Annotated in this window: 13 protein-coding genes; 7 read left to right on the top strand and 6 right to left on the bottom strand. The window is 32.4% G+C overall.

Annotated features, from left to right (window positions below):
* The 3 genes from A3SG_RS22295 to A3SG_RS21185 form a co-directional block, all read right to left on the bottom strand.
* Positions 1-338: biotin/lipoyl-binding protein (locus A3SG_RS22295; RefSeq protein WP_035663644.1), on the bottom strand; the 338-nt coding region annotated here is incomplete at its 3' end.
* A gap of 239 nt (positions 339-577) precedes the next feature.
* Positions 578-736 carry a class IIb bacteriocin, lactobin A/cerein 7B family gene (locus A3SG_RS21190; RefSeq protein WP_198008509.1) on the bottom strand — a complete coding sequence of 53 codons (159 nt, stop codon included), beginning with the start codon at positions 734-736 and terminating at the stop codon, positions 578-580.
* A 132-nt stretch (positions 737-868) separates the two neighbouring features.
* The gene (locus A3SG_RS21185; protein WP_016989658.1) at positions 869-1,033 is read right to left on the bottom strand and encodes a hypothetical protein; all 165 of its coding nucleotides are present in this window, start codon (positions 1,031-1,033) and stop codon (positions 869-871) included.
* 477 nt (positions 1,034-1,510) lie between these two features.
* Here A3SG_RS21185 and A3SG_RS0108765 point away from each other — a divergent pair, with 477 nt between their 5' ends.
* From A3SG_RS0108765 to A3SG_RS0108740, 6 genes are all read left to right on the top strand, one after another.
* The gene (locus A3SG_RS0108765; protein WP_016989656.1) at positions 1,511-2,692 is read left to right on the top strand and encodes a hypothetical protein; all 1,182 of its coding nucleotides are present in this window, start codon (positions 1,511-1,513) and stop codon (positions 2,690-2,692) included.
* Entirely contained in the window at positions 2,676-3,212 is a 537-nt protein-coding gene (locus A3SG_RS0108760) for a helix-turn-helix domain-containing protein (protein ID WP_016989655.1), read from the top strand. The genes A3SG_RS0108765 and A3SG_RS0108760 overlap by 17 nt, the downstream gene beginning before the upstream one ends.
* A 142-nt stretch (positions 3,213-3,354) precedes the next feature.
* A complete protein-coding gene (locus A3SG_RS21575) occupies positions 3,355-3,531 on the top strand; it encodes a hypothetical protein (protein ID WP_016989654.1) in 177 nt (58 codons plus the stop codon).
* Positions 3,532-3,544: 13 nt separating this feature from the next.
* On the top strand, positions 3,545-5,221 hold the full coding sequence (locus A3SG_RS0108750; protein WP_016989653.1) for a S8 family serine peptidase: 1,677 nt from the start codon (positions 3,545-3,547) through the stop codon (positions 5,219-5,221).
* On the top strand, positions 5,221-7,419 hold the full coding sequence (locus A3SG_RS0108745) for a lantibiotic dehydratase family protein (RefSeq protein ID WP_083832416.1): 2,199 nt from the start codon (positions 5,221-5,223) through the stop codon (positions 7,417-7,419). Before A3SG_RS0108750 ends, A3SG_RS0108745 begins: the two co-directional genes overlap by 1 nt.
* A 4-nt stretch (positions 7,420-7,423) precedes the next feature.
* Positions 7,424-8,278, top strand: a complete 855-nt coding sequence (locus A3SG_RS0108740; protein WP_029596696.1) for a thiopeptide-type bacteriocin biosynthesis protein — start codon at positions 7,424-7,426, stop codon at positions 8,276-8,278.
* A gap of 56 nt (positions 8,279-8,334) precedes the next feature.
* On the opposite strand, the gene A3SG_RS0108735 is transcribed toward A3SG_RS0108740, so the two are convergent.
* From A3SG_RS0108735 to A3SG_RS0108725, 3 genes are read right to left on the bottom strand one after another with little or no spacing between them, the layout of a single operon-like run.
* On the bottom strand, positions 8,335-9,312 hold the full coding sequence (locus A3SG_RS0108735) for a hypothetical protein (protein WP_016989652.1): 978 nt from the start codon (positions 9,310-9,312) through the stop codon (positions 8,335-8,337).
* The gene (locus A3SG_RS0108730) at positions 9,306-10,697 is read right to left on the bottom strand and encodes a hypothetical protein (RefSeq protein ID WP_029596695.1); all 1,392 of its coding nucleotides are present in this window, start codon (positions 10,695-10,697) and stop codon (positions 9,306-9,308) included. Before A3SG_RS0108730 ends, A3SG_RS0108735 begins: the two co-directional genes overlap by 7 nt.
* On the bottom strand, positions 10,685-10,960 hold the full coding sequence (locus A3SG_RS0108725; protein ID WP_029596694.1) for a hypothetical protein: 276 nt from the start codon (positions 10,958-10,960) through the stop codon (positions 10,685-10,687). The genes A3SG_RS0108730 and A3SG_RS0108725 overlap by 13 nt, the downstream gene beginning before the upstream one ends.
* Before the next feature lie 889 nt (positions 10,961-11,849).
* On the opposite strand from A3SG_RS0108725, the gene A3SG_RS0108720 reads away from it, so the two are divergent.
* Positions 11,850-15,281 carry a hypothetical protein gene (locus A3SG_RS0108720; RefSeq protein ID WP_016989651.1) on the top strand — a complete coding sequence of 1,144 codons (3,432 nt, stop codon included), beginning with the start codon at positions 11,850-11,852 and terminating at the stop codon, positions 15,279-15,281.
* The last annotated feature ends 11 nt before the right edge of the window (positions 15,282-15,292 follow it).

Genomic DNA, 15,292 nt, shown 5'->3' with positions numbered 1-15,292 from the left:
CCCTGTAAATCTATTGCTAGATCCTGATTAGTAGCTTTCTCTGTATCAAGATTTTCTTGTGTAAGTCGTACGAGTGTATCACCTTGTTGTACTACCTGATTATTTTTAAGCTGGACAAAAGTAACCTTACCATTGACTAAACTAGTAAGGGGTACATTATCTGTAGTTGATCGTATCATACCGCGACTCTGACTGCTGATGTCTATTTTGATGACAGGCAACAGCGCCAGAAAGAGGAGTATAGCCAGAATCAACACCAAGTAAATAGAAATACTCTTGGTTTTGTTCTTGGCACTAAGATTTTCGAGTGTGTTTATGGGGTCTGAACTGAAGTTCATAAAATTGCTTTGTTTTGGGGACCTGATTATTCTCTAAAAATATTTGTTGTTACGAAGTCGGGACACTTCTGAGAGCTCGGTAATTTTAAAAACTTAATTTCTCATTTTATTATTTATATTACTAGTGGTGATAATTAATCATATTTACAGTATCACAGATAATTTATTTTAAGTTAATTCTTTAACTACATTATAATGAACTCCTCGATTTCTCGAGGAGTTCAAATCAAATTAAAATTTTACATTAGCGATTTATATGCTAAATAGCAGACCCCGACACCAACAACCAAACCTAAAACACCACCACCAACGACACATGCAACAATTACAGCTGGATGAACTCCACCTTCAACTTCTTCTAGTTCTACATTCGACATTTCAACTAAGTGATAGTCCAATTTAAATACATTTTCCATATTTTTTTTATTTTAAATAAATTTTAACACCAATTATAATTCCTGCAAAAAAACCAACCATTAATGATAATAGGAAGGCCTTTAATAAAATATTTTGATCAATATTACTCATAATCATTTAGTTAAATATACTGCTGTTCCAATTGTAACTCCTGCTGCAAAACCAGCTAAAAAGCCATATCCAACATAAGCTAAAATCACCAATGGAACTATTCCACCATCAACTTCTTGTCCTTCTAGAGCATTCAGCTCTACTAAATTCAAATTTTCCAAATTCATAATTTCTAGTTTTTAAAATTGTTAATTAATAATTGCTAACAGAAAAAGTTTCTCGAGAATTTTCTTTCTAATAGATTCTTTTTAGCGGCATCAGTAAATGCCACATTGCTTTGGTTTTTAAGGTTGCAAATTAGCTTTACCTAAAACCTCATGCTCTGTTTTTTTAAAAGGGTTACAGTACAGCTGAATTATTCCCTTGTAATTGGCCAAATGATTTAGGAAGGTAATCTTCATTTAAAAATAACGTCTTACTCAAAAACTCGATTACTTTTCTGATGTCAAAACTAGAATAGTAATTAGTGTTGTGCAAATGGTTGTTGTCGGAATTCACGGAATTGCAACATGGGATTCCGTGAATTCCAATATGCACAAAATCAAAACCTTATATATCAAGATGTTACATACATATAAAAAAATTTAATTTTTGTCCTCTAATTTCTTTTGTTTTGCTGTATTTTTACAAGAAAAAAAACTATAATGATTAACCTACATTTCTTGAAAATAGTGCTTTTTTTTATTTTTCCCATTTTTTTATGGTCGCAATCAATTCAAAAAATTAACAGAAGCGATTCCTATGAGGATTTAAAACAAGCATTTATTAATAGTCAAGGCAACGATACAAAGCAATTACATTATGCTAATGCATACATTAAAAGAGCACAAATACAAAAAAGTAACATAAACCTTTCCAGGGGTTATTTTTTACTATCAAATTTATTTGAAGGAGCAAAATGCATGCAGTATTTAGACATTTCAATTAAGTACGCTAAAAACACAGACGATATAAAATTCCCTGCATTATCGTATTCCAAAAAAGCATATGAATTAAAAAAACAATTTCGATTTGATGAAGCATTAGCTAATTTTTTTATGGCTGAAAAGTATGCAAAAAGGAATAATTTAGACTTTTATTACAATGTCAAACATTCTATCGGCATGCTTCGTTCTGAAGAATTGGGTCAAGTAGAAGAAGCTCTTGTACTTTATAGAGAATGTTTCAATTACTTTAAAAAGAAAGATGTTAGATCTCCCAAGTATGCCACCGAGTATCATAATGTTTTATTTGCATTAGCTGATGCTCACAAATCATTAAAAAATTTAGATTCTACGAGTTATTATAATAAAAAGGGTTATCAAGAGTCTAAAGCTACCAATGACAACTACTATATTTCCTATTTCATTTTAAATGAAGGAGCTAATCAAGTATTAAAGAAAAACTATAAGGCAGCTCTAGATAGTGTAAATAAGGCACTACCTCAAATAATTTTAGATAAAAACTACGGAAATATATTGGCAGCGTATTTTTATTTAGGTAAGTCTTATGCTGGCATGGGAAATGAAAAAAAAGCGGTTCAAAATTATATAAAAGTAGATTCAATGTATGTTTTAAATAAGAGAATCATACCTGAATTTATTGCTGGTTACTCCTATTTAATTGAACACTATAAACAAACTGGAGACAAAGCACAGCAGTTAAAATTCTTATCTAGGTTTACAAAAATTAATAGCATTTTGCAAACTGACTATAAACAATTAAGTAAAGTTTTATTCAAAGACTATGACACTCCTCATTTATTTGCAAAAAAAGAATCCATGATACAATCATTGACAAAAAAAACAATCGACTTATTTGATCTTGTCCTTGATTTTAATTGTTAGTCTCAGTGGTTTGATAGGTTTTCAATTTTATTTAAAAAAACAATATCGTAAACGATTTGAAGCGATTATTGGACCTAATACATCTATAGAAGCAGAAAATACTGGATTTCAAGAAAGCATAAGTACACAAAAAAACAAAAAATCTGAGCAACAATTCATTTCACAAGAGGTTGTGCAACTATTAACAGAAAAGTTAGCCCAGTTTGAACTTAATAAAGGCTTTTTGGAACAGAATATTACAATTCAAAAAGTCGCACTAGCGTTGAACACGAACAGCAAATACTTGTCTAAAGTCATTAATGATCAAAAAAGAAAAACTTTTGTACATTATATCAATGATCTGAGAATAAATGAAGCTGTAGTTCAATTACAGGTGCATTCTATATTGCGTAATTACACTCTTTCATCATTAGCCAATGAATTTGGTTTCAATTCTGCAGAAACTTTTTCTGCAGCTTTTTCTAAAAAACATAAAATTAAGCCTAGTTTTTTCATTAAAGCACTTGAAAAACAAAATTAGTTGTAACACATTGTTCTTCAAATTATTGTGTTTTTTTAGACTATCGGAATTCCGTGAATTCCGACAACAACTTTTAATTTTCACACTAAAAACCATTGTAAACTTATATATTTGAATTATTAGTAACAAAAACTTCTCTATCATGAAAGTCGAAAAAAAATTAAAAGAAAACAAATCAAAGTTTAATTTAGAAAAAATGAAAGTAGCCCAACTGGACAATTTACAGTTGATCAATGGTGGTAATAGTGCTATTATTGCAGAAGTAGGCGATGGTGTAACTATTACGCAGTCAAACAAAACGGTAACTGTAACCTATTAGTTTTTAAATTCTTATGAAATCATTGATTCCTTCATTTTTATTACTTGCTGTTTTTATAGGTTGTAGTTCGAGCAAAACTACCACGGACTTAAATTTAAGTAAACACAACGAATTTACTATTTATAAAAATTTAGATTCTTTGAATTGGTTTCAAAAGGGCATTGACAAAGATGGTAGTACAAGGATGTCTATTAGCAAATGGAAAATGCAGAACATCCAAAAATTGCGATCCAAAGAAATCATTGTTGCGATTATTGACTCACCTGTAGAGATCAATCATGATTTACTAAAGAATCACTTATGGATAAATAAAGCGGAAATTCCTAATAATGGTCTAGACGATGATAGCAATGGTTATGTAGACGATGTTAACGGTTGGAATTTTATTGGCACAAAAGATAATGGATACCTGGTTTATTCCAATTTTGAATTTGTAAGGATTTTAAGGGCTTGTGGAGATTTGAAAACCAATCAATTTATTAATCAAGAGTTATGCAATCAAAAAGAATACAATCGAGCACTAAAAAAATTTAGAGAGGAGCGAGTTTATTACGAAAACTGGCTAAAATCTTTAGAATACAGTGTAAAAACATATCCAATAGCCACAGATAGTTTAAAACATTATTTCCCGAAGGAGGATTACACCTATCAACAACTAGATAGTATGTATAAAAAACACAAAATCAATGACAAGACCTTTAGACAAAGGCGAGAAGATCTTGATTTTGATCTAGGTGCAATAATAGCTTTTATGAAAGCGAGACTCGATTTTGGAGAAAAGTCACTAAAAGATGTGGAGGATAGTAAGCAAGAGGTAGACTCCATTTTAAATAAAACTTTAAACCTTAAATTCGATGATCGACTTTTAATAACGGATAGCTCTGGTAAATTTGAGAAAGGATATGGTAATAATAGACTTTCTACAAATACCAAAGGAAAAACAACTACATATAATCACTCAACTAAAGTTTCTGGAGTAATTACAATGATTGCACCTTCAAAAATAAAGATAATGCCATTGGCAATAGCGGCTAATGGTGATGAGCATGATCAAGATATTGCTATGGCAATACGATACGCGGTCGATAATCGAGCTAAGATTATTAATATGTCATTTAGCAAAGAATTTGCCTTGAACAACGATTTAGTTTACTCAGCTATGAAATATGCAGCTGATAATAATATTTTACTTGTTCATGGTGCTGGAAATGATCGCTTTAATGTAGATGTAAACCCTACTTATCCAACTGATATAGATTTTCAGGATGATGCCATAGAAGTTGTAGATAATTTTATAAACGTAGGAGCTAGCACTGCTATTAGTGATAGCTCCTTAGTAGCCTCCTTTTCTAATTACGGCAAAAAGAATGTGGATTTATTTGCTCCAGGTGATAAAATTTACACCTCGGTTGGAGATAATAGATACGGGTATGACTCAGGAACCTCACTAGCAGCACCTATGGTGTCAGGAACAGCGGCTTTAATCTGGTCGTACTACCCTAAATTGACTGTTCAAGAGCTAAAACAAATCATTCTAGATTCAGGAACCGCTTATGATATTGAAGTAATTGTTCCGGGAACAAAAGACAAAAAAGTTCCGTTTTCGGAACTATCAAAATCTGGGAAAGTTTTAAACGTGTACAATGCCATGCAAATGGCAGAAAAAATGAGTAAAAAGAAACGGCACTAATGCAATATAAAGTTCGGCCGTTTTCACAGTATGTTTTAAGAACACCTTTATTTCCAGTCTCTTTGTACTTGAATTTATTGGACAATTATTCATCGGAAAACGTATTACAATTATTTACAAATCCTTTTATTAGGGAAGCAATCCGTATTGCCTCACCGGAACTGTTAGCCGCTTTAGATAATTGGAAGGCAAACCCTCACAGTTTGTCCGATAAAAAAAGAAATGCCTTAGTCTTTAGCCTGCTGAAATATATTGCAAGAATGTCAGCTCGATGCACTCCTTTTGGATTATTCGCGGGATGTACTGTGGGAAATTTAGATAGTGAAACTAACATTTTATTGGTGTCCACCAAAAAATTTACTAGACATACTCAATTTGACATGCAATTCTGGGTAGCCATGTTACAAGAATTTGCTTCTCGAGAAAACGTAAAGCCACATCTTAGGTATTACCCCAATAACTCGATCTACGCTCTTGGCGATTTTTACCGCTATATTGAATACAAATATGTAAAAACAAAAAGAGAACATAGCATTTCAGCTCTCCGAAAATCGTCTTTATTAGAAGCGTTACTGATTCAAGTAAATTCAGGGTTCAACATCGAGCAGATGGTTGACATTCTCGCAGACGATGATTCAGAAAAAGAAGAAGCTCTGGAATTTGTCAATCAGCTTATCGATTTTCAATTTTTGGTCAGTGAACTTGACGGAAGCCTAACCGGTAGCGATGAATGGGAAAGGGTTTTCTCTCTCTTGAGTAAAATACCAGCTTTAAAACAAGAAACCGAAATTTTACAACGGATAAAAACCCTTCTATATGAATTAGACACAACCATTATACCTAGAGAAAAAACCTACGAAACTATAAAATCAGAAATTAAAAAACTCGGAGTAGATTATGATGACAAATACCTTCTCCAAACAGATTTAAATACGGGGACTATAGTCAATACCCTAAGTGATCGTGTGTCTAAAAAAGTATTGCAAGCTATCTGTTTTTTAAACGGTATTCAAAAAGAAAAAAAATCCGTACAGCAGCTAAATTTTATAAAAGCATTCACTCATAGGTATGAATCTCGTGAAATGCCATTAGCAACGGTATTAGATACAGAAACCGGTATTGGGTATCTTCAAAATTCTGAAATGAATGATACACATGATATTTTAGAAAAATTTTCTTTTAAAAGGAAAGGTTCCGAAGCTGCCACGCAGTCCTGGACTGCTTACGATTATATATTGGAAAAAAAGATAAAAGCATCGGTTTTAAAAAATGAAAAAGTAATAACGCTTTCTGAAAATGATTTTCCTGACTTTGATTCTAGCTGGGAGAATACTCCGGCTACCTTTTCTGTAATGATAGGTCTTTTAGAAAACGAAGAAATAGTTATCGAGTCCTCGGGAAATGTGAGTGCCGCTAAATTATTGGGGCGCTTTTGCAATGGAAATACTGAGATATACAATTTAACAAATGAAATTGTAGAAAAGGAGAAAAAACAGTATTCGGACAAGATTCTGGCTGAAATTGTTCATTTTCCAGAATCAAGAACGGGAAACATATTAAGAAGACCTGTCCTGAGAGCATATGAAATTGCCTACCTTTCTAATCCAGGAGTAGATCAAGATTTTACTATTGGTATAATTGATCTGACGGTTTCCGTTACAAATAATAGAATCATTTTGCGCTCTCAGAAACACAATAAGGAAGTTATTCCTTGTTTGTCTAATGCGCATAATTACTCCTATAAATCACTGCCTATTTATCATTTTTTATGTGATTTACAAACCCAAGATGTAAAACCTATTTTTAGTTTTAGTTGGGGAATTCTAGAGTCTCATTATGATTATTTTCCAAGAGTCTACTATAAAGAAGTGTTACTCTCAAAAGCAAAATGGATTGTATCTAAAAATGAGATTGAATCCTTTTTCAAGCTTAATGGTAATGAACTCTTTGAATCCTTTTCTATTTGGCGAAAGCAACGGCAAATAAACCAGTTTGTTAATTGGGTAGACTCTGATAACACTCTTTTGCTTGATTTAGAGAAAGTAGTTTGTATTGCCCTTTTTTTGAAATCAGTTAAAAATTACGATAGAATTATTTTAGAAGAATTTTTGTTTTCTGGAGAATCAGTTGTAAAAAACATTTTGGGTGAAAATTTTACAAATGAGTTGATACTATCTTTCTATAAAGAACAATCTTAAAAGTATGAAAAGAGATTTTTGCATAGGAAGTGAATGGTTGTATTATAAAATTTATACAGGGGTTAAAACCGCAGATCTAATTTTAATGGAAAAACTATATCCTCTAATTTTAGATCTAAATGAAGAAAAAATAATCGACAAATGGTTTTTTATTAGATACAATGATCCCAATGAACATATAAGAATCCGTTTTAATTGTAAAACACCAGAGAATATATCAATAGTGATTGCAAAAATGCATCTTGTATTAGATGAATTACTAGAAGAAAATTTAGTTTGGAAAGTACGGACTGACAACTATCAAAGAGAAATTGAGCGCTATGGTGAAAATACTATGATTGATTCAGAAACGCTATTTTGGTACGATAGCGAGATGATTTTACATTATTTATCTTTCAAATCGTCTTTCGAAAAAAATAGAAATAGCAACTCTTTTTTAGTCTTTAGTGCTATTGATAGTTTTTTAAACTCCTTTTCGTTGACCAATAGGGATAAGTTACTTTTAATGGATGAATTACAGTCGTCTTTCAAAAAGGAGTTTGATGCTGGTAAAGTTTTGAAAAAAGAAATAGATACGCAGTATAGAGAACTATCGCAGGAAATAGAAGGACTTTTGTCAGGAACTGCCAAAAACGATCATCCTGAAATTTTCAAACTTATACAAGAGAAACAAAATCGAACTCATAAAACAATTTCATTAATTAAAGATAAATTACAAATTCCCCTTTCTAATTTTTTAATTAGCCATATTCACATGATGGTCAATAGGCAGTTTACCTCTAGGCAAAGACATTATGAATTGGTTATTTACGATCATTTGTATCGGTATTATATAACTCAGGAACGAAAAAGGAGTTAAAAAAGAGCTTGACTGTAAAGTGAAACCCATCTTTTTAATATTTAAACTTATTTTAGTTAAAAACCAGTTACTTCAAATGTTCCGTTAGAAATGTTGTAAATAAGCAGTCCATTATCATAAACTTGCAAGTTCATTTGGCCTTTGGTTACTTTTGTAAAGTTTATTATCACGTGTTCAGTAATGGTATAACTACCCGAAGTTTGAAATTTTTTCCAATCTTGAGGGCGTATCCATAACAATTGAGTGGCTCTAAAAATGCCTGTGTATTGCTCAAAATCGATTCTATTTTCCAACGTGTTTTGATCAAAAGCATAGGTTCCTTTATCTAGGCTCCATAAATCTTTATTCGACCTAAAAATAGTTCTATATCCATTATCAGAGTAGAAAAAAAACTGGTAGGGATTTAATTTCAACCCCGAATCGTATGAAGCTAAGTGTCTATTGGTTACAAATTTTAAGGTGTTTGTTTTAAAATTTAATTGTGATATAAATGTATTACATTTTACAGATTTGATATTGTTTATAGTTACAACTCCTTTAATTTTTTTTCTCGGTTGATTTTTATCTAAGGAATTAAAATCAGTTTCTACTTTTAACAGCTCACCTTCATACTCAAAATGCAGATACTTTTTGGCTTCATCATATTCAAAGTTAGAAATAGTTAACAATCCATCTGTTTTAAAATCAGGTGTTTCGTAAGGATTGTTGTTAAAACGATAGTCGAATAATTGTACATTTCCAATTCCGCCATTTTTCAAAAGGTTAATCACTATTGTAAAATTTTCTTTAGCAGATTTGTCCGACTGTACACCCACAGAAATCCTTTCGCAATTTTCAATAGCACCTACTGAGCCATTGGTAAATTTAAATTGGTCATTATCGATTTTAATTTCGAAAGAACTTGTTATTTCCTCTTTCTCTATGTCATCCTTATCGCAGGAAAAAAATAACAAACTAAAAATAGAAACTAATATTCTTAAAGATAAACTCACGAAGCTATTGCTTCGTGAGTTTGTATTATTATATTCTACCATTGCACTTGAATTGGTCTTACTTGAAATTGTACATACCCAGTTGAATATGATCTAGTATAGATTTGTTGTGTGCTAGGATTTTTATTGACTACATTGTCGTAAAAAGGCACAAAAATATCACCCAGAAAATCGCTTTTTTCTGTATATTTAAAGGAGTATGAAGTTGCTTGAGTTTTCTCGTTTGATGTTCCAAACTTGATACCTAATTTAACTTTTTCCCCAGTATTTGCATCAATACCAAAATTCATATTACTTTTCTGATTTATTGTCTCGCTTTTCGTGATTTCAAATGGAACATCTACTTCTTCAAAGGAAAATTTCCACTCATTTGAAAAACGTTCTAAATCCCATGTTTCAAGCTCTGGATACAAATTGTATTTAGGATCTAAAAAGTTGATGGTTTTTAATGCCACAACAGTAGTTCTGATATATGTTTTTTTAAACGGCCAGTTAAATCTACTATATGCTTCATATTTTAATTCAAATAAATCGGACGGTTGAAATGACATCCCTTTTGTTGTACCAGTTCCAGCTACGACACTAGAGCTATTTGCAGTGCCAGGCGCTCCAAGAGAGCAATAGACTCTAAATTCAAATTTACCATCCGTCCATCCTGAGGAACTATTCAGTCTGTAATCTGTTACTTTTGAGGGGTCATTCATATGTCCTGAAACTGTTAAATACGCTACATTTGGATCCCCTTTCATAGCGAAGGATGTAATGTATTCCCTATATTTACCAGTAACTTTACCGCTAGAAATAGTAGGCGTCAACCCGTAATAGATATTATCTCTTTGCCAACCTCCTGAACCATAACCCTCCCATACATTATAAGCATCCTTCAAATATTGGTCTATACCATCGTTGTTAACAATTGGAAGGTTTGGACTTGACGCATCAGGATCAAAATTGTTATCAATATATTCATAATCGTAGAGGCTAATATTTGATAGTTTTGCACTTTTAGCTAACGTTCCACTGTTTTGTCTCACTCTAACTCTTTCGTTTTCTTTGATTACAATAATAGGAAATCCTGGTGTTAAATCTGCTTCAATAACGTATTTATTTCCATCTTTCCCAATTACAGGAATATCATTAGTTGTATTTAAACGAAGCGCGATGTCTAGAACCTGACTTTCATCATTAATATCCCAAGTTTCTGCCGAAAAATAGCCTAGTGGCAAATCTGGAACAAAAATAGTTAATAGAGGTAATTTTTGTTCAATTTCAATTAGTTCTGCTTCATTATTAAAAAAAGGAAGTAGTGCTTGTCTAAAAGTAGTGGCTTGTGAAGATTTACTAAAAATACTTTTGTCAATTTTCCCAATACTTTTTCCGTTATAAGCAGTTGGTATTAGGCTTTTATTTTTAACTAAATGATACATTCATAATCCTTGTCAAATTGCTTTAAAGCTTCTTCTTTAACTATCCTTCGTAGGTCTTTATTGGCAAGCAATGCACTAGCCAATGATTCAGCAAATTTCATTTTTAATTGTCCATTTTCATCCATTTTTACAGTTTCAAAAGGGATTTCCATGTTTGTTGCATTTAGCATCTCAGGCGCTGTGTACTCTTCCTTAGTACAACTAGTACCCAAGATTGAGAAACAAATCAGATATGTAAATTGTTTGAATATTTTATTTTTCATTTTTAAAATAGTTTAATTTAATAAATTTTATCGCTGTAGCTACTACATTATTTGAAAATCAAAACAGTAATAAAATAACGTCTTACTTAATACTTTTTTTAATTTCAGATTCCAAAACTAGTACAGCACCAATTCTTGTGCAAACTGTTGTTCTCGAAATTCCTGAATTTCGATACAGATTTCACGAATTTATAGCCACAAATTAGTTTATATTACTGATTTAAAATTATTTACAATAAAAACGTAAAAACTTTTTTTATATCATTTGATTGAGTAGCCTACCGTATTTGTCATAAATCATAGCCGCCAAATACTTAATATGAGCTGGTTAATCGATAAACATTATCTGATTAGTACTATTTCAATATTTAAAATTCAATTGCCTTTATACACTTCTTAAGTACTTATAAGTTTAATTAAAGTGACTTTTCTCTACAAACTTCACGTCAGCTCGAGTGATTTTTAAAGCTATATAGACTACTGATTGATAAAAACAAAATACTTCTTTAATTCTAATATAGAGAACAATAGATAAAATAAAAGTTCTATCTACTACCGAAAGTTATCGATAGTAGCTATTAAATTTTCGTAATTATTCTAATTCTATCAGCCAATCCCGAAGTGTCCGGAAGAACTCACTTGTTATGAATGTCAGCTGAATAGTATCAATTATATACAATAAACTTTAAATTGTATTTTAGAACAGGAATCATCAAAAGTAAATAAACAATTAAAACCTTCATGAAAAATGCTACGTTTAGAAAAAGAATTTAACTAGAATACATTATTATTTAGAACTAAGCTTAAGCTCCATTTTGTAATTGCTGCCTTGTCCTTACCATAATTATATAGAATACACTACTTTTGATTTAAAGACGTTATTCTCTTGATGGTAAAAAAAATATTGCTTTTGGCGATGATTATCTGTTTTTCTGAGCTCCATGCTCAGGAAGATAAATCATTATACAAAACTAAGAAAATTCCGGTTTCCCGTGACACCATTTATGTAGAAAGTGAAAGCCTAAATGCGTCTTTTTTCATATTGCTTGACACCAAAAACAGTCCCATAGACAGTGCTTTCTATAAAGTAGATTTTCTAAAAGGAACTTTACTGTTAAAAAAAAATCTTCTTCTTGAATCCGATTCTATCACGGTACAGTACCTCAAATTTCCTGATTTTCTCACAAAAGAATACCGTATTTATGACCCGAGTCGGGTGGTGAGCAATGATATTAATTCGGATAAATTGTATCAAATAACCAGTAATCCTACTGAAAAAAACATCCCTTTTGATGGCTTGACTACTTCTGGGAGCATTACCCGGGGAGTAACCATTGGTAACAATCAAAACACGGTACTCAATTCCAATCTGGATTTACAAATCACAGGTAAATTATCTGAAAAAGTGAGTTTACGCGCTTCACTGCAGGATAGTAATATTCCTTTACAAGATGGCGGCTACTCGCAGCGCTTAGACCAGTTTGACAATATTTTCATGGAGCTACTAAGTGAAAAATGGACTATCCGGGCTGGAGATCTCTTTCTTGAAAATCACGCAAGCAAGTTTCTAACCTTTGACAAGAAGGTACAAGGGCTTTCTGCCAATTTTAATTTTGGTACTCCTGAAAATAAAACTACCGTTTTCGCATCTGCAGCCTTAGTACGGGGACAATATGCCAAAAGTAATTTCACAGGAGTAGAAGGTAGCCAAGGTCCCTATAAACTAAAAGGCCAAAATGGCGAATTATACGTACTTGTCATATCTGGTTCTGAGCGCGTATATGTAAACGGCCTACTTTTAGAAAGAGGAGAAAATAATGATTATACGATTGACTATAACGCGGGGGAAATAACATTTACACCCCTTTTTACCATCACCTCTGAAATGCGTATCGCTATTGAATACCAATACTCCGACAGGAATTACACCCGATTTGTAACTTATGCAGGCGCCACGCATCAAAATGCAAAATGGAGCTTTGGTAGTTATCTCTATTCTGAAAATGATATCAAAAACCAACCCTTACAGCAAAACCTGACCAAAGAGCAAGCCGAAATTCTGGTTAATGCCGGAGACAATCAAGAATTGATGATAGCCCCATCTGCTTATCCCGATTCGTTTTCAGATAATAAAGTACTTTACAGAAAGAGGATGGTTAATGCTATTGAAATTTTCGAATATTCAAATGACCCCCAAGAAGAATTGTTCAATGTCCGGTTTAGTGTCGTAGGACCAAATAAAGGCAATTATAGAGTGCTAAACGAGGCAAGTATTAGTAGAATCTTCGAATACATAGCTCCAATAAATACTATTCCCCAAGGAACTTACGCCCCAATCATTCAACTTGTCGCACCTACTAAAATTCAAATGGCTACCTTTTTAGGTACGTATGCCCCCTCAGAAAAAACAAAGGTAGATTTTGAAATTGCTGTTAGTAACAACGACGCTAATCTTTTCTCGGCTACTGACGATTCAAACAATCAAGGAGTAAGCGCTAAAATAAATGCGAAACAACGCTTGTTTTCAAGAAAATGGATTATCGATGCCTTTGCCAATTATCAATTTACCCAAAAGGATTTCAGAACCGTAGAAAGACTTTACACTATTGAGTTTGACAGAGATTGGAACCTAGGCACGACAGCAGCAGGGAATCAAAGTTTACTAGTATCGGGTTTGAACTTTAAATTAGACCCAGCAATAAAACCGAATAACAGCGGCGTTGTAAAATATCAGTTTGAAAAACTAGATTTCTCTGAAAATTTTTCAGGAAATAGGCATAGTCTAAATGGATATTTTAAGCTAAAAAACTGGAGCTTTCAAAATCAGGGAAGTTATTTAAAAAGCGACGGTACGCATACTACATCGAATTTCATTAGAAACCAATCCCAAGTCCGGTTTCATTTTGATAAAAACTGGATTGGTACAAGCCAACGATTTGAGGACAATCAGGAGAAAAACAAAGTATCCGCTCAATTTTTAGATTTAAGTCAGCGATTTTCAGAATATGGAATGTTTGCTGGCCGCGGAGATAGTACAAAAGTATTTGTCGAATTGGGCGTATTGAAAAGAACCAACGATAGTATTCAGAATGGACAGATACAAAGGGTAAATAATTCTCAAACCTACTATTTTAAATCTAAATTAATTCAAACAGAAAAAAGTGACTTGTCTGTTTATGTTAATTATAGGGTCTTGGATTTTGTAGATTCTACAAAGGAGAAAGAGCCTTCATTGAATTCACGAATACTCTACAATGACCGCTTTTTCAATCAACTGATTCAGGCGACAAGTGCTTATGAAACAAATTCGGGAACATTGCCACAACAGGAATTCACTTATCTCGAAGTCCCAACCGACCAAGGTGTTTATACCTGGAATGATTATAATGCAAACGGAATTCAGGAATTACAGGAGTTTGAAGTCGCTCCATTTATCGATCAGGCTAAATACATTAGGGTATACTTACCCAATCGTGTGTATATAAAAACACACCAAACTAAATTTTCTCAATCGATTATCCTAAATCCAAACCAATGGCAAAATGAAACAGGATTCAAGAAATTCAGTTCGTTTTTTTACAATCAGACTTCCTTCATAATTGATCGAAAAACCAAAAATGAGGGTGGTAATTTCCAACTCAACCCATTTAATTCCTCACAGGAAAATGTCTTAGGGTTGAGTTCCAGTTTTAGAAATAGTTTGTTTTACAATAGAGGAAAACAACAGCACTCCGTTACCTACTCTTATTTAGAAAACAAAACAAAAAACTTACTTTCTATAGGATCGCGGGAGTCTAATACCAGTTCTCATCAAATGCAATATTCGCATTTGTATAGGAAAAATTGGTTGTTTGGCAACTTTGCTAAAACAATACAAACTGCTACAGCTTCGGAAAATTTTCCCGAAAACAATTATACTATTAAAGGGTATCAATTAGCTCCTAAAATTAGTTATCTGTTTTCAAAAAATACCAGCTGGGATGTTTTTTACGAGCTACAAAACAAAAAAAACCAGATTGGTAATTTTGAGACCTTAATACAAAATCGATTTGGAACTTCCTTTTCATACGCAGGCGAGAAAAAAATCACAATGAATGGTGAGGTTTCCTTTTATCAGAATAAATTTAATGGCAATGAATTTTCTGCTGTTGGTTTTCAGATGCTCGAAGGCTTACAAACGGGTCAAAACATTACTTGGAGATTGCTCTTGCAAAAAAAAATAACCCAATTCCTGGATATTAATTTCAATTACCAAGGAAGGAAAAGTGAATCAAGTCAACCCATTCATACAGGAAACATTCAGTTACGCGCCTATTTTTAATTCGAATAACA

Origin of the sequence: Flavobacterium sp. ACAM 123 (assembly GCF_000264055.1) — a bacterium.
Lineage (GTDB): Bacteria > Bacteroidota > Bacteroidia > Flavobacteriales > Flavobacteriaceae > Flavobacterium.
This window is presented reverse-complemented; position numbering and strand designations above follow the sequence as displayed.